Here is a 22,671-nt window from a genome sequence, read left to right as displayed (position 1 = left end):
GCCAAAGGGCGGCAAGCAATAAAAAACGGCCACCAGATCGCTCTGGCGGCCGTTTTTTTATGCCCGCAACGCTTTATTTCTTCGACACCTTCTGGCGCGACAGCTTGCGCAGCTTGGCCTGCTCGAAGCGCACCTGCTGCTCCGGCGTTTCCAGCGCCAGCGGCGGCACGGCCACGGGCTTGCGGTTGGCGTCCACGGCCACCATGGTGAAATAGCAGCTGTTGGCGTGGCGCACCAGGCGCTGCTGGATGTTTTCCGTCACCACGCGGATGCCCACTTCCATCGACGTCGTGCCCGTGTAGTTGATCGAGGCCAGGAACGTCACCAGTTCGCCCACGTGGATAGGCTGCAGGAACATCACCTGGTCCACCGACAGGGTCACCACATAGCTGCCCGAATAGCGGCTGGCGCAGGCGTAGGCGACGCTGTCGAGGTATTTCAGGATGGTGCCGCCGTGCACGTTGCCGGAAAAGTTGGCCATATCGGGCGTCATCAGGACCGTCATCGTCAGTTCGTGGGCCGACCAGTTCATCGCGCTGTCCAAAGTGTTCTCCAAGGGGAAATAATAGGGGGATGTGAAAACCGGCCCCAGGGGCCGGTTGCCGGGACAGGCTGTTACAGTCCCAGGGTATCGATATCGGCCAGCGAGTCGCGGCCCTTGTCGGAAATGTCGTGACCCTCGCCTTCGGCGCGCGCCACGATGTGGGCTTTCTTGCCCAGGAAATAGGCCACGTCCGTATCCAGCTTGGTCAGCGGATCGGCGGCCACGGCGCGCAGCCCCATGATGCAGCGGCGCAGGAACAGCAGTTGTTGTGCCTTATCCGTGATGGACAGACGGCCGTCGCGTGCATAGCTGAGCAGCTTCAGGCCGGACAGGCGCTTGGCATTGCGGGCAACGCAAGCACTGGGGCGCTCGGTCTTGATGCCGCGTGCAACTTGCTCCAGCGCGTCATATTCATCGGTTGTTAATTTCTCGTTCTTCATTACTTTTCCATAAAAGGCCAGGTGTTCGGCCCCCATGGTACGCGCCCCGCTGCGCATCGGCAACAGGCAACGTGATTCAGTCGCCGCCCGCCACACGGACGGCGTGCTGAAAAGGCGCGTGGAGTGCGCTTATTTGTAGGTGCGCAGCAGCAACCACGCCAGGCCGCAACCGGCCACGGCACCCGCCAGGGCCAGCGCCGCGAGGTTCTTGCTGGTGATCACAGGGCGACGGCCCAAGTAGATTTTGTTATGCAAGGAATTGCCCATGATGGTCTCCTGTACAAGAATTTTTATGATGTCTCATTATAAGAACAGAATCGTGACGGCCGCATGACACACAGCAGTTAGCGCTTGATTTGTATCCACTCGGCAACGTTTATTGGCATTTTTGTTGTTTAAATGGCGTGGCTACCCGGCCGCCCGCGCAATCCATTTCCGGCTAGAAATAAACAGCGCGCGGCAGCGGCTCGGCCGCTCAGGTGGGCGACGACTTGCTCTCAGCCCATCTTGACGGGCGGCGGCGGCGGCGTCGGCTCCTCGACCGGCACGGGATCCGTGTGCGGCGGCTTTTCCGGCGGCGGCGTCAGCGGATCGCCTTCGGGCGGCGGCGGGATATCCGGTTCAGGCGTGCTGTGCGCACGCAGCGGGGCATGGCGGGATCGTGGTTGCATGGTGACCTCCTTTGCCCCCACTGTAGCCCATGGCGGGAAAGACTGGCGCCCGCAAGCCGCGCCATAGGCGGACTAAAACGTCGACTTTTTTTACACAAGCGTGAAAAATGGCCACGCTTTTTTTATAAGCCATTGAATTTAAATGAAAATATTACATGGTACAAATTCTGCTTCAAGGGCGTATGAGGTTATCTGAGGCAGCCGCCACAGTGACCTGGTCCGATCAACCCTTACGCTGAAGGAAATGTCATGAAACCGCTGTCCTCACTCCTGCGTCTCGCTGTCTCCGTGGTCGCCATCGGCGCCGCGCTGATCAGCGCTCCCGCACTCGCGGGTCCGTTGTTTACCGTCAATGAAGGTTCCGTCCCCGGCTCCGCCGCCAATCAGGTGGTGGCCGACCGCATCAGCTTTGAATATCACGCGCGCGTCGAACAAACCATCGTTGGCGGTTTAGGTGGCGGCAACGATCCCTTCACTGAAACAGGCTTTTTGACCAAGGCCGCTTTCGGCAGCCCCAATGGCGGCAGCGTGCCATCGCAACTGAACGCCCTCAATGGCTATGGCATGTATGGCCTGTTTACCATCACCGGCCAGTCCGATACGCTGGCTGGCGGGATCCATGCCAACTTTCAAACCCTGACCATGACCTTGTACATCGACCCCAACCAGGACACGGCACTGTCGATCAGTAACGTGGCAGGTTCGCCGGTGAACGTGGGCGGCGTCTCCGGCGATGACTTTGCCATCGTCACCTACACGCTCGACGTGGGCGAAGCGCACATTTTCGCCGGCCTGGCCCAGGGCGACTTCAAGGCCTTGCTGAACGCCTCGCTGACGCCGCAAGGACAATTGTTTTTCATTAACCCCGACCCGTTTTTCCCGCTGGAGTCCCTCAGCGGCAATACGAACAGCTTCATAGGCGGCAGCCTGACCGACAGTTTCGTCGCAATGGCCGATGGTGGCGGCCTGGAATTATTTCTGGCAGTTCCTGAGCCAGGCACTATCGCCCTGCTCGGTATCGGCCTGTTTGGCCTGGGCATGACCGCACGCCGCCAGCAAGGCGGGCAGCGCCAGGCTTGACGTGCGCAGCATCGAGCCTGAAAGCCGCTGATGGCCTCAGCGGCTTTTTTCGCTGCGGCAGCCGGCAAACGCCTGCCGTTCACGCAGGCGTCTTGCCGTCGGCCGGCACCACCAGCAACTCTTGCAGCGGCCGGCGCAAGGAGCGCGCCTGGGCCGCCGGGCCGGCGCCGATGCGGCCCAGGAACACGGCCCGCTCAAACGCCGCCGCCCCCAGCACGTCCTGGCATTGCCCCGCCAGTTCCTGCGCCAGTTCCTGCATGCCGTCGGTGCGCGAAAAGGCCCGCCGTTCGCGCACATAGCGGGCAAAGATCAGCGGCGTCAGTTCCGGCTGCAATTGCAGGCCCAGCTGCGTGGCCGTCAGCCAGAAGCGCTGCATGGCGCGGCCGGCCGCCACGTAATCGTCGATATGGCGCGGCGCGGCCTCGGCCAGCAGCGCAAAATGCGCGGCGCAATACAGGCCGGGCAGCAAGTCCATCTGCAGGCGCGGCGCCACGGTGCCGGCCAGCCAGGTATTGAAGAAATCCACGCGGCGCCAGCTCTGCATGACCCAGCGCATCAGCCGCGCCGTCATCGGATCGACACCCAGCGCCTGTTCCGGGATGCGGTCGGCGCTGAAGCGCGCGCCCCATTCGATGACGTCGCGGTGCACCTTGTGCGCCTCGGGCATGGTCAGGCGCAAGCGGGCATTGTCGAACATCAGGCGGGCGCAGGCCAGGCGCGCGCGCCCGCCCTCGTACCACTGCACCTTGTAGCCGGAGGGCAAACTCCCCTCCAGCGCGGCCTTTTCGCTGGCGCGCAGCTGGCGCGTGCTGAGCCGGCGCCGCTGCACGCTGCGCTGCGGCAGGAAGGCCGCCAGCGGGTCGGGCAGCAGGCCGGGGCTGTCGACAAAACGCACATCGAAGGTGGGCAGGGTATCGGGCATGGCCGTGCGCCGGCGCGCCTCCATGCGCAAGCCGTGGCTGCTGGCCGCCAGTGCCATGCTTTCGAGCAAGGCGCCCAGCGACAGCTGGCTGGGATGGCCGTCGAGGTCGTACACGCAGTGGCTGCGCGTATCGAAGCCATGCACGACGACGTGGCGCGGCTCGATGGCTTCAAAGCGCCACGGCTGCGTGTTGTCGCCGCTGGGCGCCCAGCGCGCCTGGTCGAGGATGTTTTCCAGTATGGGATCGAGCTGCGGTGCTTGCGCCATTTATGCCCCCTGCGCCGCACGCCGGCGCTTGATGATGGCCATTGCCAGCCGTTGCAGCGGGTGGCGGTTGCCGCCCGGACGCCAGGTATGCACGAGCTTGTTGCGGTAGGCGTCGAAATGCACGCCATGCGGCGCCGCCATGACCTTGCCCCGTTTCAACAGGATCTTCAGGGCTTCCGTGGCGGCCGCGCCGGCGCACAGCTGGCAGCCCATGATGGTCGACGGCCCGCGCCGCTCTTTCAGGTTGATGGCGGACGGGTCGACCAGATACGGGCCGTGCAGGCCGGCCGGCGCCAGGCCGACGAGAAAGCGCAGGGCTTTTTCTTCTTCCGGCAAGTCGCCCCAGCCAAAATACTCTTCGAACGTCATGCCGCCCGGCATGAAACTGAGCACGGCCGTGCCCATGCCCAGCGGCGCGGCCGTGATGGCGGGAATGCCCAGGCGCGCGCAGGTGGCAAAGGTGGCCTGGCGCGCGGGAAAGGCGAAGAAATCCAGGCCGTCCACGTACAGGTCGACACCGGCAAAGAACTCCGCCAGGTTGCTCTCGTGTATGCCGTCGGGAAACTGTTTGATCTCCAGTTCGGGATTGATGTCCGTCGCCATCTGCGCCAGCACGGCCACCTTCGGCTGGCCCAGGGTGGAGACCATGGCGCCGGCCTGGCGGTTGAAGTTGGCGATGTCGAAGGTGTCGAAATCGGCGATGTGAAAGGCGCCGATGCCCAGCCGCGCCAGGGTCAGCAAGTGCACGCCGCCCACGCCGCCCATGCCGGCAATGGCCACGCGCTTGCCGCGCAGGCTATCCTGCTCCGCCTGCGTGACCCAGCCCAGGTTGCGGGCGAACGCCGCGTGATAGGAGAAACCGTCTGTCATGCTCACCTCGTGTAGACGTCCCCAAGGGACCAAGGAAGGTTGGACAGACGGCCAGATGAAAAGTTCCTTCAACGATGAAGGAACCTGTGTTGCGTCTACATGGGCGCCAAGGCTAGCGCGGCAGGCGCGCCTGCGCCGCCATGCCGGCGGCACGCGGTACCGCTGCCGTGGCGCCCACCTTGAACACGCTGACGATCTGCGCCAGGCCCGCCGCCTGCTCGTTCATGGCTTGCGCCGCCGCCGAGGCCTGCTCGACCAGGGCCGAGTTTTGCTGCGTCATGTTGTCCATCTCGACGATGGCCTGGTTGATTTGTTCGATGCCGGCGCTTTGCTCGGCGCTGGCCGAGGAAATCTCGGCCACGATATCGGTGACGTGCCGCACGCTGGAGACGACTTTTTCCATCGTCTCGCCCGCCAGCGCCACGAGTTTTTCACCGGCGCCCACCTGTTCGGCGGAACTGTCGATCAATTGCTTGATCTCCTTGGCTGCCGCGGCCGAGCGCTGGGCCAGGTTGCGTACTTCGCTGGCGACGACGGCGAAGCCACGGCCCTGCTCGCCCGCGCGCGCCGCTTCCACGGCTGCATTCAAGGCCAGGATATTCGTCTGGAAGGCGATGCCGTCGATGACGGCGATGATGTCGCCGATCTTTTTCGACGAGGCATTGATGGCGCCCATGGTCTCTACCACCTGGCCCACCACGCCGCCCGCCTGGCTCGCCACTTGCGAGGCAGAAATGGCCAGCTGGTTGGCCTGGCGCGCATTGTCCGCATTCTGGCGCACGGTCGAGGTCATTTCTTCCATGGTCGACGCCGTTTCTTCCAGCGAGCCCGCCTGCTGCTCCGTGCGCGCCGACAGGTCGTGGTTGCCCGAGGCGATCTCGCCCGACGCCGTGGAAATGGATTCCGCATCGTTGCGCACCTGGCTCACCAGATGCGCCAGGTTGTCGCGCATGGCCTTGATGGCCATCAACAGACTGGACGTATCGCCGGGACGCGTATCGATCTGCGTCGTCAGGTCGCCCTGGGCGATCTGCGCCACGATGGCCGCTGCATAGTCGGGCTCGCCGCCGAGCTGGGCCAGGATGCGGCGCAGCATCAGGGCCGCCAGGCTGCCCACCACCAGCATCAGCGCGCCGCCGATGGCCAGCAGCACGCCCGCCTGGGCCCAGAACTTGTGATTGATGTCATCGATATACGTGCCCGTGCCGACCACCCAGTCCCACGGCGCAAATTTCACCACGGCATACATCTTCGCCACCGGGTCCTTCACGCCGGGACGCGTGCCGTCCGCCTGCACCATGCCGATGCGGCTGTTGGCCAGGGCCGCGCGGTAGCGGTCGCCCGACTGCTTCATGTTCTTTTGCGGCGTGCCGATGCGCGCAGGATTCGGGTGCACGTACAGCAAGTCGGTGCTGAAATCGCGCACAAAGTAATACATCTCGTCCTTGACGAAGCTGCCGATGGCCAGCTTGGCCTGCTGCTGCGCCTGCTCACGCGTGAGCTTGCCCGACTGTTCCAGCGCATACGCCTTTTCCACCGAGGCATTGGCCAGCTCGACCAGCACCGTCAATTGCTCGACCCTTTCCGCCATCATGGTCTGGCGCAGGGAATACAGGGAAAAGGAAGCGATGAGGACGATGCCCAGCAAGGTGCTGAAACACAGGAGGAGAATGCGCGAACGGAGAGTCATGGGAGCCTGGGTAAAGAATAAAATGTGGAATTATAAACAATTTCCATGTGGAAATCTTTTCAGAAAAGCAAAGCGGGCGGCGCTACCAGGCTGATGCCCGGCAGGCACCGCCCGCATATGTCTTGCTGAAGTCTGACTGAAGGTCAGGCCAAGGCTTCCTTGGCCGCCTCTTCCGGCGTCAAGCCGTCATAGAACTGATCGGTAAACCACTCTACCTGCTCTTCGATATGGTCTTGCGCCTGCGCCACGGTGGCGCCGCCGGCCACGAGGAAGCCTTCGACCTCGATACACCAGTTGATCAACTCCAGGGTTTCCGGATCGAGTTCTTCTTTCTTAGCCATCGTATTTCCTTGCTTGTTAAATTGCGATCACATCCATTAGCAGCATTTTAACAGCTTCGGCACGCTGGCGCCCCGGCAACGCCAGCATGAAGATTACTTCACTGCAACATTTTTACGTTCCGGGTACAGCACCACCTGCACATAGTTATCCATGTTCAGATAGCGCTGCGCCGCCAGTTTGACGGCTTGCGGCGTGAGGGCGCGCACGCGCTGCTCGTAGCGCAGGATGTGCGCGGGGTCGCGTCCCTGCGTCACCGAGCCCATCAGCTGGCTCATCCAGTAGCGGTTTTCGCGCAAGGACTTTTGCTGGCGCGTGATCCAGTTCAGCTTGACCTTTTCCAGGTCGGCCGCGGATGGCCCGTCCGCCTTCATCCTGTTGATTTCGGCAAAGGCGGCGGCGATCACCTTATCCACGTTTTCCGGCCCCGTCGGCAAGTTCAAGGCCACCGAATAGTGGCCATACGGATGCTGGCCCATCGACGTTTCGAAGCCGCCGCCATAGATCATGCTCATCTTTTCGCGCAGCACTTCGATGACTTTCAGGTTCAGCACCTCGCCCAGCGCCTGCAGGGTCAGCTTTTGCTCGTCCGAATACGCGGCATCGCCATTGAAGGTGATGGAAATCGTGCTTTTGGGCTCGCTGCCCATGTAGACATTCTTCTTGACCACCCCGCTGACGGGGCGCATGCCCACGTCGCGGTAGGCGTGCACCACGTCGGCCACGGGCAAGGTGCCCAGGTAGCTGGCGATCAGGGGCTTGATCTTGTCGAGCTCGAAGCTGCCCGCAAAGATGAAGGTCATGCCGCGCGCGCTGGAAAAGCGCTGGCGGAAGATTTCCAGTGAACGGTCCAGGCCCACCTTGTCGAAGTCGGCCGCGCGCGGCACGCCATCGACGCGCGGGTTGTCGCCATACATGGCATGCTGGACGGCATCGTAGAACACGGCTTCCGGCTGCGCCATGCTGTTTTTCGCCAGGTCCTGCTGCTTGCCGATGAAGGACTGGTACAGGCCCGCATCCTTGCGCACGTCATGGAAATACAGATACACCAGTTGCAGCATGGCTTCCACATCCGCGCTGCTGGCCGAGCCGCCAAAGCCTTCGCTCAGCTCGCCCAGCGAGGCGCCCACATTGACCGTCTTGCCGGCCAGCACTTTCTGCAAGTCCAGCGGCGCCAGGTCTTTCAGCCCCATGCTGCCGACCACGGCGCTGGCATAGCGGGCGTTGTAGATATCGGCATCGCCGAACAGCGACTGGCCGCCGAAACGGGTCGAGCCCATCAGCACCTGGTCGTTCTTGAAGTCCGTCGGTTTCAGCAGCACGCGCACGCCATTGCCCAGGGTCAGTTCCGTCACGCCGATGGCGCTGTTCAGTTTTTCCGAGACGATGCTGCCGCCGGCCGGCGGGCCGTCCATCAGCTTACTGGCAAGCACTTTTTCCGTGCGCGGCTCGACGGTTTGCCGCTCCGCCTGCGCCACCGCGTCGAGCAATTGCTGCTGCGTCGGTACGGTCGAGGCCGCATCGCCCGCCTTCGGCTCGGCGCCCATGAAGACCACCAGTTTCTTTTGCTGGTCGGGAATCACCTTGGCCACCGTTTCGTTGATTTCCTGCAAGGTTACCTGCGGCAAGAGTTCCTGCGCGTACAGCAATTCATTGGCGATGCCGGGAATGGCTTCCTGCTCCAGGAAGTTGCGCGAATACTCGGCCACGAAACCGGCCGAATCGGACTTGTCGCGTTCGCTGTAGGCGCGCTCGTAATTGCGCAGCATATCCTTGCGCGCGCGGTCCAGCTCAGCCTGGCTGAAACCGAAGCGGCGCGCCCGCTCGTCTTCCTGCACCAGCGCATCGACGGCCGGCTGCACGCCGCCCTTGCCCAGCAAGGCATACGCGCTGAACGATTCATAGCCGCGCACCAGCTTGCCCATGCTGCTGCCGCCCTGGATGAACGGCGGGTTGGCTTGCTGCGTCAATTCCTGCATGCGGGCGCTGAGCATCTGCCCATACAGGTTTTCGATCATCTGGCGGCGGTAGTCGGCGATGGTGACGGGTTCCTGCGCGGCGCGGATCGGGTAGCGGATGAAGACGCTGTCGTCGGGCGCTTCCTTGTCCGTGATCACCAGCGCTTCCGTTTGCGAGCGCTGCGGCACTTCCGCATACAGGCGCGGACGCGGTTTCGCGGGGTTTTTCAGCTTGCCGAAATGCTGACGGATCAGCTTTTCAGCCTGGCCCGGCTCCACGTCGCCCACCACCATCACGGCCATCAGGTCGGGACGGTACCAATCCTTGTAGAAACGCTTGATGGCTTCCGGCTTGAAGGTTTTCAACACGGATTCCTTGCCGATCGGCATGCGCTGCGCATAGCGCGAACCGTTCAGCAGCTTCGGATACAGCACCTTGTTCATGCGGTCGCTGGCGCCCTTGCCCAGGCGCGCCTCTTCCAGCACGATGCCGCGCTCGCTGTTGATGTCGGCCGGATTGAATTTCAAGCCATGCGCCCAGTCTTCCAGCACGAGAAAACCCTTTTCCAGGTTTTCCTTCTTGTTCGTCGGAATCGGCAACACGTAGACGGTTTCATCGAAACTCGTGTAGGCATTCAAGTCGGCGCCGAACTTCACGCCGATCGATTGCAAGTAGGAAATCAGCTCATTGCGCTTGAAATGCGTGGAACCATTGAAGGCCATGTGTTCCGTGAAATGCGCCAGGCCTTGCTGGTCGTCGTCTTCCAGGATGGAGCCGGCTTTCACCACCAGCCGCAATTCCACTTTCTGGGCGGGACGGGCATTTTTCTTGATGTAATAGGTCAAGCCGTTCGGCAATTTTCCTACGGTAACTTCTGGTGCCAGCGGCAGGGGATCGGTCAAACGGATTTCCGCCTGGGCCATGCAGGCGCACGCCAGCAAGACGGCGCCCGAGATCAGGCGTAATTTACTCAGCTTCATGTATTCTCAACGGTAAGATTCAGTAGCCATACCTTACACTGAAATTCTGTTTCCGCCATTAAAAACAGCTTAGGAAAAACCGCTTTTCCCAGGCAACTTTGCCGAATGACAAACTCAACAGTGTCCTGCCAGGTTTTTTCAATTGTGCTAAAGTATTGCCGCCGGTCATGTGGACCGGCACAACAATACGTCTTCGGGGCGGGGTGCGATTCCCCACCGGCGGTAAGACCGGCAACGGTCAAGCCCGCGAGCGCTTTCCAGGCACCGCCTGGCGAGGTCAGCAGATCTGGTGTGACTCCAGAGCCGACGGTATAGTCCGGATGAAAGAAGATGTGCAGTAAACGCGATGTCCCATCGACCTGTCGATGCGGCCGGCTGCGTCTATTCGCTTGCCCTGCAGCGTTTTTCGCCTATGCGAGGAGCGTTTCACCATGTTAGTCAACAGCTATACCCTGCTTTCCAACGACCTGGAAGGTCGCATCCAGTCCGCCCTGGCCGCCATGCGCGCCGGCATCCCCGTCATCCTGCTCGACGATTTCGACCGTGAAAACGAAGCCGACCTGATCCTGTCTGCCGAGAAACTCACGAACGAAACCATGGCCCTGCTGATCCGCGAATGCAGCGGCATCGTCTGCCTGTGCCTGCCCACGGACGTCGTCAGCAAGCTGGAATTGCCGCCCATGTCGTCCGACAACGGCAGCCGCTACGGTACGCCGTTTACCGTCTCCATCGAGGCGCGCGACGGCGTCACGACGGGCGTGTCGGCCGCCGACAGGGTCACCACCATCCGCGCCGCCATCGCGCCAAATGCCAAGCCCGCCGACCTGGTGCGCCCCGGCCACGTCTTCCCCCTGCGCGCCGCGCCCGGCGGCGTGCTCGAGCGCCGTGGCCACACGGAAGGCTCCGTCGACCTGTCGCGCATGGCGGGCCTGAACCCGGCCGCCGTGCTGTGCGAACTGATGAACCCGGACGGCACCATGATGCGCGGCGACGATATCGAGCGCTTCGCCGAACTGCACGGCATGCCGATTCTGACCATCGAAGAACTGGTGGAGTGGCGCAGCACGCGCGAACAGTAAGCCTGCTTCAGGCGGCGGCCACGGCCTTCGGCACATGCACGTGCCGGTAGACGAGGCCCGCCGCCAGGCCATACGCGGCGGCGATCGTCGCGTAAGCCAGCGGCAGGCGCAGCGACCAGTCGGGCAGCATATGCAGGATGCTGCCGATCAGCGCCACGCCCACCAGCGCGCCGATTTGCCGGTTCGCATTCAGGGCCGCCGCCGCGCTGTTCGCATGCCGCTTGCCGGCCACCCGCATCACGGTGGCCGTCATGGCGGGAATGGCGATGCCGATGGCCACATTCATGACGGCCGTGCCCAGCGCCAGCCAGCCATATGGCGTGCCCGGACGCAAGCCCATCAGCAGCAAGGCCATGACGGCACCCACCAGCAAGCCTAGCAGCATGGGCAGGCGCGTGCCATGACGCGCCGCAATACTTCCCGCCATAAAGTTTCCCACCGTATAGGCCGCCATCATGGGCAACAGGCGCAAGCCCGACTGCAGGGCATCGGCGCCGCCCGACTGCTGCAAAAACAGGCTCAATAAGAACAACTGGCCGAACACGCAGAAATTGATCAGGAAACCCACGCCATTGGCCGCGCCAAAGCTGCTGCTGTGAAACAGTTCACGCGGCAACAGCGGATGCTCGTGCCGCAGCAATTGCCAGGCCGACAGCACCGTCAAGGCGCCCGCCGCCAGCACGCCCGGCGACAGCCAGCCCAGCACGGGCCCTTCGATCAGCACGAAACTCAGGCCCGCCAGCGCCGCCACGCCGAGCGCATGGCTGAACAGAGACAGATCGCGCGGCTGGCGCGCCGGCGCCACCAAGAGCAGCTGCGCCATGACGATGGCCAGCACGCCCAGCGGCACGTTGACCCAGAAGACGCTGCGCCAGCCGAACTGGTGCACGAGGATGCCGCCGATCAGGGGGCCGGACGCACCGGCCACGCCCACCAGCGCCGACCAGGCGCCGAGCATGCGCGTGCGCTCGCGCTCGTCTTCAAAGCTGTGCGTGAGCAGGCTGAGCGAGCTGGGCATGAACAGGGCCGCGCCCGCGCCCTGCAGCAGGCGCGCCGCCGTCAAAAAATGCCCGTCGGGCGCGGCGCCGCACAGCACCGAGCCGAGGATGAAGACGGCGAGGCCGCCCTGGTACACGGCTTTCGGCCCGTAGCGGTCGGCCAGCGCGCCGCCGGCCAGCAGCAGCGCGGCAAACGTCAAGGTGTAGCCATCAACCACCCAGACCAGGCCCGTCAGCGGAATATTCAAGTCCAGCGCGATATCGGACAGCGCCACGTTGACGGCCGTGACGTCGAGCATGGCCATGACGAAGCCGAAGGCCAGGGTCAGCAGGATCAAGCCGCTGGCGCGGTGCGGTGTGGGGGCAGTCATGGTACTCCTTGCAGTAACAGGGGGCAGCCATTATGCGAGCGTTGCGCGATGCGGTAAACAGGCATAAACTCGGCACACTGATGCAAAAATGCATCACCATATAAAACAGGAGAAGCAGCTTGGATTGGGATAACGCGCGCATCTTTCTGGCCATCGGCCGGGCCGGCACCCTGCGCGGCGCGGCCGCCCTGCTGTGCATCGACCAGGCCACGTGCGGGCGCCGCCTGGCCGCGCTGGAAGCGTCGCTGGGCGCCACCCTGTTCCTGCGCACGCCGTCGGGCTACGTGCCCACGCCGGCCGGCGAACTGGCGCTCACGGCGGCCGAAGCGATGGAGCGGGCGGCCGACAAGCTGCAGCGCGAGATGCAGGGCGTCGACAACCGTTTAAGCGGCCTGGTGCGCGTGGCCACGACGGACACCATGGCCAGCCATTTCGTCATCCGCGCCATGCAGCGGCTGCACGCGGCCCACCCGGACATCCGCATCGTGCTCAACGTGGCGCCCGCGCTGGCCAGCCTGACGCGGCGCGAAGCGGACCTGGCCGTGCGCGGCGTGCGCCCCACCGACCCGGACCTGATCTCGCGCCACCTGGTCAAGCGCAGCCTGGGCCTGTATGCATCGAAAACCTATCTGGCCGAACGGGGCGAACCCGTGCGCGGCACGGCGCTGGCCGGCCACGACATCGTCATCTACCACCATTCCGTGACGCCGCGCCATGCGGAGAAAATCGCCGGCGAGCCCGTCGCCAACGCCCGGGTCGCCATGGAAGTCAATTCGGCAGCGATGCTGCAGGAAGCCACGCGCGCGGGGCTGGGTGTGGCCGAGCTGGCCACCCACCTGGGCGACATCGACCCGCAGCTGGTGCGCATCTGGCCCGAGCGGGCGGAAAGCTACGACGTGTGGCTGGTCATGCATGCGGACCTGAACCGCTCGGCCCGCGTGCGCGCGGCGGCCGACGCCATCATCGCCAGCGTGGGTACCGCCAGCGCCGTCTGACAGGGGCGCACAATAGTGCCGAAAAGAAACTTTCTTTTTGATAAGTCTGATAAAATCCGCACCCCCGCCGCGCGCAGCCGCCGCCACCCGCCGCGGGATCCCTCAATCCCCCTGGAGAATTTTTATGCTTATCTGGCAAGGCTTCGGCATACTCGCCCCCCTCATCTGTTTGATCGTTGTCATGGCCGCACAGGCGCTGTTTGGCGCCACCCTGGGCGAGGCCTACACGAAGAGCCACGCCTGGCCCCTGGCGCTGGCCTTCCTGCTGGCAGCGGCCGCCAGCTGGTATGCGGGCGTGCGCCTGAACAGCGCGCCAGGCCGCGAACTGATCGACCCGGCCACGCAGGAAAGAGTGATCCTGCGCAAGCGCCACACCCTGTTCTGGATCCCGATGCAATACATCGCCGTGCTGATGGTCGTCATGGCCGGCTTCGCCCTGTTCGAATAGGCGCGCACGCCTGACGTGCCCGGCGGGCGGGCTGATGTTAAGATGCCATGATGACCCTATCCGTCTCCCTCATCATCAGCCTGCGCCGCCTGCACCGGGCCACCATGGCCTGGCTGGTCAGCTGGTGGCGCATGCTGCATTTCGCCATTCTCGTGTTTTCGCTGGCCCTGTCGCCATCGAGCTATAACCGCGACAACCGCCCCATCCTCGCGCACCGCCTGGTAACGAACACGGCGCCCAATCTCGTGTGGTTCAGCGTCGCCTGCGCGCTCGTCAGCCTGGTGCTGATACGCATCGTCGTCGTCAGCGCGCAAAGCTACGGCCTGTCGCGCTATGCGCTGGAAATGGTGGTGCGCGTGCTGGTGCTGGAACTGATACCGCTGACGGCCGCCCTGTTCGTCGCGCTGCGCCTGACCCTGCCCGACGGCATTGCGTTTGCGCAAATGCGCTCGTCCGGCATGCTCGACACCATGCAGCGCCAGGGCGTCGACCTGCTGCGCCGCGAATACTTTCCGCGTGTCATGTCGGGCATCTTCGCCGTGTGGATGCTGGCCATCGTCAGCTGCGTCAGCTCGCTGATCCTCGCCTACCTGACGATCTACGGTTTTACGCCGTGGGCGCTGCAAGGCTACACGCGGGTGGTGGGGCAAATCTTCAATCCGGCCGTGGCCCTGATCCTGATGCTCAAGGTCATCTTCTTCAGCTTTGCCGTGGCCCTGATCCCGCTGGCGTCCTCGTATTATCCGGAAGAGCCGCACGGCCGGCGCAACCGCCTGTGGGCCGCGCACGGCCTGTCCGAAATGCTGCGCCTGTTTTCCGTCATCCTGCTGATCGAAGTGGCTTCGCTGATGGGCAATTACTACTGATGCCCCGCCCGCCACCGCCAGCGATCCCCGAACCACCCATACGAGAGCCAGAATCCATGAGCCAGAGCCAGCCCCCCAATCCCGACCAGGTCGACGTCACGGCCCCCGCCGGTGCCACGCCAGACGCCGTGCTGCCCGCCCCGCCGCCCGTGCGCCACGCCGAACTGAAGGCGGCCATCCTGCTCGTCTTCATGTTCGTGCTCGTGGTCGGCTCCGTCGTCTACCTGATGTATGCGCGCGGCGCCTTTGAGGCAACGCAAACCCTCGTGCTGACGACCGACGATTCGGACGGCGTGGGCGTGGGTGCCGACCTGACCTTTTCCGGCTTTCCCATCGGCCGCGTGCAGCGCATCGAACTGGCGCCGGACGGCAAGGCTCGCGTCATCGTCGACGTGCCGCGCAAGGATGCGCACTGGCTGCGCAGCAGCTCCATCTTCACCCTCGAGCGGGGCATCGTCGGCGGCGCCAAGCTGCGCGCCTACAGCGGCATCCTGACGGACCCGCCGCTGCCCGACGACGCTACGCGCGACTTGCTGGTGGGCGACATGGCGGCGGAAATCCCCCGCCTGCTGGCCGCCGCCAAGGATTTGCTCAACAACGTGGCCAGCCTGACGGGCAGCGATTCCGCCCTCGACGGCACCTTGCGCAACGTGCAGGCCGTGACGGGCAAGCTGAGCGGCCCGGGCGGCGCCATGGGCTTGCTGACGGGCGACGACAAGCAGTCGCGCCTGCTGGTCGAGCGGGCCAATGCCCTGCTGCTGACTGCGGACCAGCTGGCGCGCCGCACGGATGGCCTGGTGGCCAACGCCGATACGCGCGTGTTCGGCGACAAGGGCGTCATGACGGATGCGCAGGCCACCATCGTGCAGCTGAACGCCCTGCTGGCCGACACGCGCGCCAGCCTGAAAAAAGTCGATGCCGTGCTGGTCGAGGCGCAAGCCGTGGGCGCCAACGCCAGGGCGGCGACGGCCGACCTGGGCCCGCTGCGCGCGGACGTGGAAAGCAATCTGCGCAAGGTCGAGCAGCTGGTCAATGAAATCAACCGCAAATGGCCGTTCAAGCGCAATCCGGAGATCAAACTGCCATGATAAATATCAAGTTCCTCTTGCCTGCCCTGCTCGTGACGGCGCTCGGCGCCTGTTCCAGCGGCCCGCCCGTGCCCGACTGGAAGATGAATGCGCAAAGCTCCGTCGAGCGCTTCCAGGCCGCCTACCTGGGCGGCAACGCCCTCGTCGAACAGACGGAATTCCGGCGCGCCCGCAGCCAGGTGGCGGGCACGGGCAAGCTCGAACTGGTGGCGCGCATCGAGCTGCTGCGCTGCGCCACGCGCGTGGCCAGCCTGGCCTTCGAAGATTGCGGGGGCTTCGACGCCCTGCAAGCGGACGCGAACGACGCCGACCGCGCGTATGCGGCCTGGCTGGCCGGCAAGGCGCAGGCGGCCGACGTCGCCCTGCTGCCCGAGGCGCAGCGGGCGGCGGCCGGTGCCGCATCCGACACGGCCGCCGCCAGCGCCGTGGCGGCCATCAAGGACCCGCTGTCGCAGCTGGTGGCGGCCGGCGTGCTGCTGCGCTCGGGCCGCGCCACGCCGGAATTGCTCGACACGGCCGTCGCCACCGCCTCGGACCAGGGCTGGCGCCGCCCGCTGCTGGCCTGGCTGGGCGTGCAGCGCCTGCGCGCCGAACAGGCGGGCGACACGCAAACGGCGCAGCGCATCGCGCGGCGCATGGCCATCGTCGAACAGCCGCCGGCCCCCTGAACGCCGATGGCGGCCCACGGCAGGCAGAATCAGGCATAATTCAGCCAGGATGACAGCTATGCCGTACAGGCAGCGAGGTGTGACGATGCAGTTCGAGGATTTCGACCTTTCCACTCCCGATACCGGCCGGCATGGCGGCGCGGCGCCTGGCGATGAAGAGCCGGCGGCCACGGCCGTGCGCCTGCAATACCTGCTCGACAATACACCTTCCATCATCTATTGCACCGTGCCCAGCGGCGACTTCAAGATGACCTTTGTCAGCAACAACGCCCTGAACGTGCTGGGCTACCAGCCCGAAGACATGGTCGCCGACCCCAACTTCTGGTTCGACCACATCCACCCCGACGATGCGCCCGGCATCTTTTCCAGCCTGGCGCAGATCTTCGTCGAAGGCGCGCGCGCCTATGAATACCGTTTCCGCGTGCGCGACGGCAGCTACCTGTGGATGCACGACAGCCTGCGCCTGGTGCGCGACGAGCATGGCGTGCCGTTCGAGGTGATCGGCTCGCTGACGGATATTACCGAACGCAAGCGCATGGAAGCGATGCTGCAGGCGCGCGGCGAAGAGCAGCAACTACTGATCAGCAAGTTGCAGGAAGCGCACGACCAGCTGCTGCAATCGGAAAAAATGGCCTCCATCGGCCAGCTGGCAGCCGGCATCGCGCATGAAATCAACAACCCGATCGGCTTCGTCAATTCGAACATGAGTTCGCTGCAAGGCTATGTCGGCACCCTGTTCGACGTGATCGGACAATATGAAGCGGCGATGCGCGAGACGCCCGACGGCCCGGCCCTGGCCGCCCGCGTGGCCGAGGTGCGCGCGCAGGCCGACCTGGCCTTCCTGCAGGACGACATGGTGGACCTGGTGCGCGAATCGATGGATGGCTTGAAGCGCGTGCGCGACATCGTGCAGGCGCTGAAGGATTTTTCGCACGTGGGCGAGACGGACTGGCAAGTGGCCAGCCTGCACGCAGGGCTGGACAGCACCCTGAATATCGTCGCCAACGAATTGAAATACAAGGCGCGCATCGAAAAACACTATGGCGAACTGCCGCCGATACTGTGCCTGGCGTCGCAGCTGAACCAGGTCTTCATGAACCTGCTCGTCAATGCGGGCCAGGCCATCAGCGGCGACGGCGTGATCAGCATCCGCACGGGCCACGCGGGCGACTGGGTGTGGGTGGAAATCGGCGACACGGGCGCCGGCATCGCCCCCGAGCACCTGAACCGCATCTTCGAGCCCTTCTTCACCACCAAGGCCGTGGGCAGCGGCACGGGCCTGGGCCTGTCGCTGTCGTACGGCATCGTCAACAAGCACGGCGGCCGCATCGAGGTGGCCTCGGAAGTGGGCCAGGGCACGCGCTTTACCGTGCACCTGCCGCTGCAGCCGCCCGCAGCCGCGAACGCCTAGGCTTCCTTCACGGGCGCGTACACGCGGATGCTCAGGCGCCCGCCATTCTTGCCCTCGAAATCGAGCAGCTGGGCGATCACGCGGGCCGTCAGCACGTGTTCGGCCGCCAGCAGCATCAGGCCGTCGCGGCTGATCAGGTCGCGCGACAGCGTCATGCCCGGCTCCAGTTGGCCCGACAGCACGGTCAGGTCGCGCGCCGGCGGCTCCGTCTCTTCCATGATGCTGCGGAAAGCGGCCACCACGGCCGGGTCGTAGCGCTTGCCGACGCTGTCGTAGATCAGCGTGCGGGCTTCCTCGGCGCGCAGGCTGCGCTGCACCATGGCGCCGATCTGCAAGCCGTCATAGTCCGACGCCAGCGCCAGGATGCGCGCGCCCATGGGAATGGCCAGGCCCACCAGGCCATCGGGAAAACCGCCGCCGTCGAAGCGCTCGAGCTGCGAGCGCAGGATCACGGAGACGGCGCGCAGCTCGTCGAGCGCCATCAGCAGCTGTTCGGCGCGCAGCGGATGCTTGCGGAAGGCGGCCAGCTGTTCGCCCGTCCAGGCGCTGGCCGGCAATTCCAGCACGTCGTCGCTCAGGCTGAGCTTGCCGATATCCTTGAGCAGGGCCGCGATGAACACGTCGCGCGCCTCCTGCCCTTCCAGGCCCAGCGCCTGCGCCAGCTTGCGCGCCAGCTCGGCCACCCTGCGCGCATGGCCGGCCAGCTTGCCGCCGCGCATCTCGATCAGGTTGGAAAATACCTTGATGGTCGTCACGAACGTGGCTTTCAGCCGCTCGTTGGCCGCCTGCACCTCGTCGTGCGACTGCTTCAGCTGCTGCGTGCGCGTGGCCACCTTCGCTTCCAGGCTGGCGTTGAGCGCCTGCAGCTCCACGTTCTGGCTGGCCGTCAGCGCTTCCAGGCGCAGCTTTTCCTGTTCCAGCGCGCGCCGTTCCAGCGCGTGGCGCACCACCAGCACGATATCGTTCTCGTCCCAGGGCTTGGTCACGTAGCGGTATATCTCGCCCTGGTTGATGGCGTCGAGGATGGACTGGATGTCGGCATAGCCGGTCAGCAGCAGGCGGATGGTGCCGGGCCAGCGCTGGCGCACCTGGGCCAGGAACTGCGCGCCATCCATGTGCGGCATGCGCATGTCGGAAATGACCAGGTCCACCGTCTCGCTCTCGAGCAGGGCCAGGCCGGCCGCGCCGCCGTCGGCCGTCAGCACGCGGTAGCCGTGCGGGCGGAACAGGCGCCGCAGCGACGACAGGATATTCGGTTCGTCGTCGACGCACAGGATGGTGGGCGGCGCGGCCGCGGCGCTGGCGCTCGTACTGGTGTTCATGCTCATGCTGTCCTGTTCGGTCATGGTGCGACGGCCTGCGCCTGGCGCACGGGCAAGGTGATGCGGAAGGTGGTGCCGCGGCCGATGATGCTGCGCACGTCGATGCGGCCATGGTGTTTCTGCACCGTCGTGTAAGCCAGCGACAGGCCCAGCCCCGTGCCCTTGCCGACGGCCTTGGTGGTAAAGAAGGGATCGAAGATGCGCGACAGGTGTTCGGGCGCGATGCCGCCGCCCGTGTCCTCGACCTCGATCCACACTTCCGTGGCATTGTCGCTGCCCGTGCGCAGGGTGATGCGCCCGCGCGCCTCGCCCATGGCGTGGGCCGCGTTGACGACCAGGTTCATGATCACCTGGTTCAGCTCGGAAGGCTGGCATTCGATGTCGGGAATGTCGCCATATTCGCGCACCACGTCGGCCTTGTACTTGACCTCGTTGTTCACGATGTTGAGCGTCGTATCGATGCCCTGGCGCAAATCGGCCCAGACCCACTCCTGGTGCGCATCCGTGCGCGAAAAATCCTTCAAGTCCTGCACGATGCGGCGCACGCGCGAGATGCCCTCCTTCGACTCGCCCATCAGCATGGGAATGTCGGTACGCAGGAAATCGAGGTCGATCTGTTCGCGCAGCGCGCGCAGGCGCGCCGCCACCACGGGGTCGGCGACGGCCGGTTCGGCTTCCTCGTAGGCGTCGAGCATGCTGAACAGGTCGTCCAGATAGCCTTCCAGGGTGCCGACATTGGAAAACACATAACCGATGGGGTTGTTGATTTCGTGCGCCACGCCGGCGGCCAGCTGGCCGATCGAGGCCAGCTTTTCCGACTGCAGCAGCTTTTGCTGGGCCAGCGACAGCTTGCTGTTCAATTCCGTCAGGGCAAGATTGCGTTCGCGCAATTCGAGATCGGCGATCTGGCGCTGGCGGATGTCGTCGGCCAGGCGCTCGTTCATTTCGGCCAGCTGGGCCGTGCGCTTGGCCACCAGGTGTTCCAGGTTGTCGTGCGCCTTGCGCAGCGCCAGTTCCGCCAGGCGCCGCTCGCTCACGTCGCGCAGGGTTTCGATGGCGCCCACCAGGCGTCCCTGGCGGTCGCGCAGGGGCGCCGCCGTGAAGTGCAGCCAGTGGCCGTCGGGGCCGATATCGGCAAAGAAATCCTCGGCTTCGTAAGCGCCGGGGATCACGGGGGAGCGCTTCAGCTTGCCAAGATAAAGGTCATTTTCACCGAGCGCGATATCGTCGGCCACCAGCAGGTCGGCCAGGCAGGCGCGCGGCTGCGGATAAAACGCCTTCCAGTGCTCGCGCGTGCCGACCATCTCGGCGGCCGTAAAGCCCAGCAACTGCTCGCAGGCGCTGTTCCAGTGCGTCACCACGTGGTTCGTATCGATGGCGAAGGTGGCCACGGGATGGCCGTCGAAAAATGCCGACAGCGCGATGGTGTCGCCCTGGCGGCGTTCCGGCGTGGCGGGCAGCGCTTGCCCTGCGTCTGTTTCCATGGCCTCTGTCCTGTTCATGCCAGCATGATCCGCGACATTTCATCGAAGGTGTGTTCCGTTTGCGCCAGCAGCGCCAGCCAGGCTTGCTCGTCGAGGGCAATGCTGCGCCAGCCCGCGGGCGACAGGGGCGGCACCAGCGCATCGTCGACGCCGGCCAGGTCGAGCGCCAGGGCGACGGCATTGGCCATGTGCACGGCCAGCGGCAAGCCGCCCGCTTCCAGCCGCTCGATGGCGTGGTGGTCGGCCACCGCCTGCTGTATCGCCTCGGGAAACTTCCAGTAAGCGGCCAGGGCGCTGCCCACTTGCGCATGGTCAATACCGATGACGGCCAGTTCAGCCTCGGCCATCTGGCAGTCATGCGCCTGGCGGTGGCTGCGCACGAGCGCGTGCTCGGCCGGGAAGCGCGTCACCAGCACCAGGGTGCCCAGGTCGTGCAGCAGGCCGGCCGTGAACGCCGTCTCGGGGTTGACGCGCAAATGCGGCGCCAGCAGGCGCGCGGCGACTGCCGTGGCCAGCGAATGGCGCCAGAACGCCTGGAAATCGAAGCCGCCGCTCACGGGCGCGAAGCTGCCCGTCAGGGCGCAGGCCGTGACGACGGTGCGGATGCTGTGAAAGCCCAGCACGGAAACGGCTTGCGGAATGCTGGTGACCTTCGATTGCATGCCGTAGAACGAGGAATTGGCGATGCGCAGGGTCTTCGCCGCCAAAGCCTGGTCCAGCTCGATCTTTTGCGCCAGCACATGCACGTCCGTGTCATCCTGGTCCATACTCGACAGCAGCTCCAGCACGACCACCGGCAGCGACGGCAGTTCCTGTATCTGGCGGATGATGTGTTCAAAACTGAGCCGTGTCATGCAGCGCCCCCTTGCCGGTAGCGCTGCAGCAGCCCCAGCAGTTGCGCCCCCGCGGAATCGGGCGGCGTGGCGCGGAACAGCACGGCCAGCCGCTCCAGGCGGTGCGCCCGCTCCTGCTCGGCCTGCGCCTGCGCGGCGGGGTCAGGCGCCTGGTCCATGACGACATGGCAGCGCTCCACATTGCGCCGGCGCAAGGCCGTCAGGTTCGCCGCCGTCAGGGTGGCGCCCTGGGCCAGCAGCACGGCGCCGCTGGCGTCGTTCAAGGCCTGCGCCAGCACCATGCCTTCCTGCGCCTGCTCCATGGAAATCTCGCGTCCGCTTTCACTCACGCTTTCATTCATGTATCCGCTCCATGACGACTCAGGGTGACCAGGCTGCCGCGCGAACGCGAATGCAGGCCCATGGGATGGATGGCCACGGCATACGGCTGGCCATCGATGGCGGCCAGGCGCGGCGCGCCCTGCCCGTCGAACAGCTGCGGCAAGACGATCGCCGCCTCGTTGCCCAGCAAGGCCGCGCCCCGCTCGAACAGGTTGGCCGCCGCCGCGTTGATGAAGGCGATCATGCCGTCCTCGTCGAGCCCGATCACGGGCAAAGGCAGAAATTGCAGCAGTTCGCGCGCGATGCCCAGGCTGACCTCGTCGCGGCTGATCTGGTGCTGCTGCTGGCGCACCAGCGCCTGCATGGCGGCATTGGCGGCCGCCAGGGCCTGGTTGGCGTCGCGCAGCTGCGCATTCAGGCGCACATTGTCGTCGTCGATGCCCTTCAGGCGGAACGCTTCGGCAATATGCTCGCGCAATTGATGGTCTTCCCAGGGCTTGGTGAGGAACTTGAAGATGGCGCCCTCGTTGACGGCGTCCGTGACGGCCTGCAGTTCGGTATAGCCCGACAGCATGATGCGTATGGTTTGCGGACACAGCAGCTTGGCCTTGCGCAGGAAGTCGGCGCCCAGCATGCCGGGCATGCGCTGGTCCGACACGATCACGTCGACCGCATGGCTGGCCAGCACGTCCAGTCCTTCCTGGCCGCTGCCAGCCGTGAGGATATGGTAGGCATCGCGCCGCAGCAGGCGCTTGAGGGAAGCGAGGATATTCGGCTCGTCATCGACCAGCAGCAAGGTGCGCCGCTGCGCCGCAGGCTGCTGCACGGCGTCCGCCGCCGGCACCGCAGTCCCGGGCATACCATGCTCGTCGTGCAAATCCATCGGACCATCCTCTCATCGCCACGGCGATATCGGAGCTTGCCTGGAGGGGAAATCCGCCACGCAAGTGCGTCTTGCGAGTCTTGCGCGGCAGCCAGCTTGCGTTGAAATTATACGACTAAAT

General features: G+C 64.8%; 23 protein-coding genes and 1 riboswitch. Of the genes, 8 read left to right on the top strand and 15 right to left on the bottom strand.

Going from position 1 to position 22,671, the window contains the following annotated elements:
- Positions 1-73 precede the first annotated feature (73 nt).
- From IGS61_RS16160 to IGS61_RS16145, 4 genes are all read right to left on the bottom strand, one after another.
- Positions 74-532, bottom strand: coding sequence for an acyl-CoA thioesterase (locus IGS61_RS16160; RefSeq protein ID WP_071326331.1), 459 nt, complete (start codon positions 530-532; stop codon positions 74-76).
- Positions 533-615: 83 nt separating this feature from the next.
- The gene (locus tag IGS61_RS16155; protein ID WP_092714661.1) at positions 616-984 is read right to left on the bottom strand and encodes a hypothetical protein; all 369 of its coding nucleotides are present in this window, start codon (positions 982-984) and stop codon (positions 616-618) included.
- Positions 985-1,113: 129 nt separating this feature from the next.
- Positions 1,114-1,251: a hypothetical protein gene (locus IGS61_RS16150; RefSeq protein ID WP_166674638.1), complete on the bottom strand. Its 138-nt coding sequence runs from the start codon at positions 1,249-1,251 to the stop codon at positions 1,114-1,116.
- A gap of 230 nt (positions 1,252-1,481) precedes the next feature.
- A complete protein-coding gene (locus tag IGS61_RS16145; RefSeq protein WP_230540583.1) occupies positions 1,482-1,655 on the bottom strand; it encodes a hypothetical protein in 174 nt (57 codons plus the stop codon).
- A 249-nt stretch (positions 1,656-1,904) separates the two neighbouring features.
- Here IGS61_RS16145 and pepA point away from each other — a divergent pair, with 249 nt between their 5' ends.
- Positions 1,905-2,735, top strand: a complete 831-nt coding sequence (gene pepA / locus IGS61_RS16140) for a flocculation-associated PEP-CTERM protein PepA (protein WP_230540581.1) — start codon at positions 1,905-1,907, stop codon at positions 2,733-2,735.
- A 79-nt stretch (positions 2,736-2,814) separates the two neighbouring features.
- On the opposite strand, the gene IGS61_RS16135 is transcribed toward pepA, so the two are convergent.
- The 5 genes from IGS61_RS16135 to IGS61_RS16115 all read right to left on the bottom strand — a co-directional run bounded on the left by IGS61_RS16135 (position 2,815) and on the right by IGS61_RS16115 (position 9,762).
- The gene (locus IGS61_RS16135; RefSeq protein ID WP_230540572.1) at positions 2,815-3,924 is read right to left on the bottom strand and encodes a molybdopterin biosynthesis protein MoeY; all 1,110 of its coding nucleotides are present in this window, start codon (positions 3,922-3,924) and stop codon (positions 2,815-2,817) included.
- Positions 3,925-4,794, bottom strand: a complete 870-nt coding sequence (locus IGS61_RS16130) for a ThiF family adenylyltransferase (RefSeq protein ID WP_230540564.1) — start codon at positions 4,792-4,794, stop codon at positions 3,925-3,927.
- A gap of 112 nt (positions 4,795-4,906) precedes the next feature.
- The gene (locus tag IGS61_RS16125) at positions 4,907-6,484 is read right to left on the bottom strand and encodes a methyl-accepting chemotaxis protein (RefSeq protein WP_230540562.1); all 1,578 of its coding nucleotides are present in this window, start codon (positions 6,482-6,484) and stop codon (positions 4,907-4,909) included.
- A 143-nt stretch (positions 6,485-6,627) separates the two neighbouring features.
- Positions 6,628-6,825 (bottom strand): hypothetical protein, encoded by a 198-nt coding sequence (locus IGS61_RS16120; RefSeq protein WP_010399555.1) that lies wholly within the window; start codon positions 6,823-6,825, stop codon positions 6,628-6,630.
- 93 nt (positions 6,826-6,918) lie between these two features.
- Positions 6,919-9,762 carry a M16 family metallopeptidase gene (locus tag IGS61_RS16115; protein WP_230540561.1) on the bottom strand — a complete coding sequence of 948 codons (2,844 nt, stop codon included), beginning with the start codon at positions 9,760-9,762 and terminating at the stop codon, positions 6,919-6,921.
- Positions 9,763-9,947: 185 nt separating this feature from the next.
- Positions 9,948-10,098: riboswitch (FMN riboswitch) on the top strand.
- Between the two features lie 95 nt (positions 10,099-10,193).
- Here IGS61_RS16115 and ribB point away from each other — a divergent pair.
- Positions 10,194-10,841 carry a 3,4-dihydroxy-2-butanone-4-phosphate synthase gene (ribB, locus tag IGS61_RS16110; protein WP_070288674.1) on the top strand — a complete coding sequence of 216 codons (648 nt, stop codon included), beginning with the start codon at positions 10,194-10,196 and terminating at the stop codon, positions 10,839-10,841.
- Between the two features lie 7 nt (positions 10,842-10,848).
- Here ribB and IGS61_RS16105 read toward each other — a convergent pair whose 3' ends face one another.
- The gene (locus IGS61_RS16105; RefSeq protein ID WP_230540559.1) at positions 10,849-12,210 is read right to left on the bottom strand and encodes an MFS transporter; all 1,362 of its coding nucleotides are present in this window, start codon (positions 12,208-12,210) and stop codon (positions 10,849-10,851) included.
- A 119-nt stretch (positions 12,211-12,329) separates the two neighbouring features.
- Between IGS61_RS16105 and IGS61_RS16100 the strand changes: the two genes are divergently transcribed.
- The 6 genes from IGS61_RS16100 (at position 12,330) to IGS61_RS16075 (ending at position 17,686) form a co-directional block, all read left to right on the top strand.
- Positions 12,330-13,205, top strand: a complete 876-nt coding sequence (locus IGS61_RS16100) for a LysR family transcriptional regulator (protein ID WP_230540557.1) — start codon at positions 12,330-12,332, stop codon at positions 13,203-13,205.
- A 124-nt stretch (positions 13,206-13,329) separates the two neighbouring features.
- Positions 13,330-13,653 carry a hypothetical protein gene (locus IGS61_RS16095; protein ID WP_230540550.1) on the top strand — a complete coding sequence of 108 codons (324 nt, stop codon included), beginning with the start codon at positions 13,330-13,332 and terminating at the stop codon, positions 13,651-13,653.
- Between the two features lie 50 nt (positions 13,654-13,703).
- A complete protein-coding gene (locus tag IGS61_RS16090; protein ID WP_230540740.1) occupies positions 13,704-14,519 on the top strand; it encodes an MlaE family ABC transporter permease in 816 nt (271 codons plus the stop codon).
- 56 nt (positions 14,520-14,575) lie between these two features.
- Complete coding sequence (locus tag IGS61_RS16085) at positions 14,576-15,607, top strand: MlaD family protein (protein ID WP_230540548.1); 1,032 nt, start codon at positions 14,576-14,578, stop codon at positions 15,605-15,607.
- Positions 15,604-16,275, top strand: coding sequence for a hypothetical protein (locus IGS61_RS16080; RefSeq protein WP_230540540.1), 672 nt, complete (start codon positions 15,604-15,606; stop codon positions 16,273-16,275). Before IGS61_RS16085 ends, IGS61_RS16080 begins: the two co-directional genes overlap by 4 nt.
- 85 nt (positions 16,276-16,360) lie before the next feature.
- Positions 16,361-17,686, top strand: a complete 1,326-nt coding sequence (locus tag IGS61_RS16075; RefSeq protein ID WP_230540739.1) for an ATP-binding protein — start codon at positions 16,361-16,363, stop codon at positions 17,684-17,686.
- Here IGS61_RS16075 and IGS61_RS16070 read toward each other — a convergent pair.
- Genes IGS61_RS16070 through IGS61_RS16050 form a run of 5 tightly spaced genes read right to left on the bottom strand, consistent with a single transcriptional unit; the run spans position 17,683 to position 22,526 of the window.
- Entirely contained in the window at positions 17,683-19,008 is a 1,326-nt protein-coding gene (locus tag IGS61_RS16070; RefSeq protein WP_329958064.1) for an HD domain-containing phosphohydrolase, read from the bottom strand. The genes IGS61_RS16075 and IGS61_RS16070 overlap by 4 nt on opposite strands.
- A 20-nt stretch (positions 19,009-19,028) precedes the next feature.
- Positions 19,029-20,492 (bottom strand): ATP-binding protein, encoded by a 1,464-nt coding sequence (locus tag IGS61_RS16065; protein WP_230540538.1) that lies wholly within the window; start codon positions 20,490-20,492, stop codon positions 19,029-19,031.
- A 14-nt stretch (positions 20,493-20,506) separates the two neighbouring features.
- Positions 20,507-21,346: an HDOD domain-containing protein gene (locus IGS61_RS16060; RefSeq protein ID WP_230540536.1), complete on the bottom strand. Its 840-nt coding sequence runs from the start codon at positions 21,344-21,346 to the stop codon at positions 20,507-20,509.
- Positions 21,343-21,687 carry a hypothetical protein gene (locus IGS61_RS16055; RefSeq protein ID WP_230540534.1) on the bottom strand — a complete coding sequence of 115 codons (345 nt, stop codon included), beginning with the start codon at positions 21,685-21,687 and terminating at the stop codon, positions 21,343-21,345. The genes IGS61_RS16060 and IGS61_RS16055 overlap by 4 nt, the downstream gene beginning before the upstream one ends.
- A complete protein-coding gene (locus IGS61_RS16050) occupies positions 21,684-22,526 on the bottom strand; it encodes a response regulator (RefSeq protein WP_230540533.1) in 843 nt (280 codons plus the stop codon). Before IGS61_RS16050 ends, IGS61_RS16055 begins: the two co-directional genes overlap by 4 nt.
- Positions 22,527-22,671: the final 145 nt, after the last annotated feature.

This window comes from Janthinobacterium sp. FW305-129 (assembly GCF_020858115.1).
Taxonomy (GTDB): Bacteria; Pseudomonadota; Gammaproteobacteria; order Burkholderiales; family Burkholderiaceae_D; genus Janthinobacterium.
This window is presented reverse-complemented; position numbering and strand designations above follow the sequence as displayed.

Bases quoted from the DNA above. Each gene is read 5' to 3' on its own strand.
- IGS61_RS16130 (WP_230540564.1), bottom strand. From the start codon at position 4,794: ATGACAGACGGTTTCTCCTATCACGCGGCGTTCGCCCGCAACCTGGGC.
- IGS61_RS16120 (WP_010399555.1), bottom strand. From the start codon at position 6,825: ATGGCTAAGAAAGAAGAACTCGATCCGGAAACCCTGGAGTTGATCAAC.
- IGS61_RS16090 (WP_230540740.1), top strand. From the start codon at position 13,704: ATGACCCTATCCGTCTCCCTCATCATCAGCCTGCGCCGCCTGCACCGG.
- IGS61_RS16085 (WP_230540548.1), top strand. From the start codon at position 14,576: ATGAGCCAGAGCCAGCCCCCCAATCCCGACCAGGTCGACGTCACGGCC.
- IGS61_RS16155 (WP_092714661.1), bottom strand. From the start codon at position 984: ATGAAGAACGAGAAATTAACAACCGATGAATATGACGCGCTGGAGCAA.
- IGS61_RS16050 (WP_230540533.1), bottom strand. From the start codon at position 22,526: ATGCCCGGGACTGCGGTGCCGGCGGCGGACGCCGTGCAGCAGCCTGCG.
- IGS61_RS16105 (WP_230540559.1), bottom strand. From the start codon at position 12,210: ATGACTGCCCCCACACCGCACCGCGCCAGCGGCTTGATCCTGCTGACC.
- IGS61_RS16075 (WP_230540739.1), top strand. From the start codon at position 16,361: ATGCAGTTCGAGGATTTCGACCTTTCCACTCCCGATACCGGCCGGCAT.
- pepA (WP_230540581.1), top strand. From the start codon at position 1,905: ATGAAACCGCTGTCCTCACTCCTGCGTCTCGCTGTCTCCGTGGTCGCC.
- ribB (WP_070288674.1), top strand. From the start codon at position 10,194: ATGTTAGTCAACAGCTATACCCTGCTTTCCAACGACCTGGAAGGTCGC.
- IGS61_RS16125 (WP_230540562.1), bottom strand. From the start codon at position 6,484: ATGACTCTCCGTTCGCGCATTCTCCTCCTGTGTTTCAGCACCTTGCTG.
- IGS61_RS16080 (WP_230540540.1), top strand. From the start codon at position 15,604: ATGATAAATATCAAGTTCCTCTTGCCTGCCCTGCTCGTGACGGCGCTC.
- IGS61_RS16070 (WP_329958064.1), bottom strand. From the start codon at position 19,008: ATGAACACCAGTACGAGCGCCAGCGCCGCGGCCGCGCCGCCCACCATC.
- IGS61_RS16135 (WP_230540572.1), bottom strand. From the start codon at position 3,924: ATGGCGCAAGCACCGCAGCTCGATCCCATACTGGAAAACATCCTCGAC.
- IGS61_RS16065 (WP_230540538.1), bottom strand. From the start codon at position 20,492: ATGGAAACAGACGCAGGGCAAGCGCTGCCCGCCACGCCGGAACGCCGC.
- IGS61_RS16160 (WP_071326331.1), bottom strand. From the start codon at position 532: ATGAACTGGTCGGCCCACGAACTGACGATGACGGTCCTGATGACGCCC.
- IGS61_RS16055 (WP_230540534.1), bottom strand. From the start codon at position 21,687: ATGAATGAAAGCGTGAGTGAAAGCGGACGCGAGATTTCCATGGAGCAG.
- IGS61_RS16145 (WP_230540583.1), bottom strand. From the start codon at position 1,655: ATGCAACCACGATCCCGCCATGCCCCGCTGCGTGCGCACAGCACGCCT.
- IGS61_RS16060 (WP_230540536.1), bottom strand. From the start codon at position 21,346: ATGACACGGCTCAGTTTTGAACACATCATCCGCCAGATACAGGAACTG.
- IGS61_RS16095 (WP_230540550.1), top strand. From the start codon at position 13,330: ATGCTTATCTGGCAAGGCTTCGGCATACTCGCCCCCCTCATCTGTTTG.
- IGS61_RS16115 (WP_230540561.1), bottom strand. From the start codon at position 9,762: ATGAAGCTGAGTAAATTACGCCTGATCTCGGGCGCCGTCTTGCTGGCG.
- IGS61_RS16150 (WP_166674638.1), bottom strand. From the start codon at position 1,251: ATGGGCAATTCCTTGCATAACAAAATCTACTTGGGCCGTCGCCCTGTG.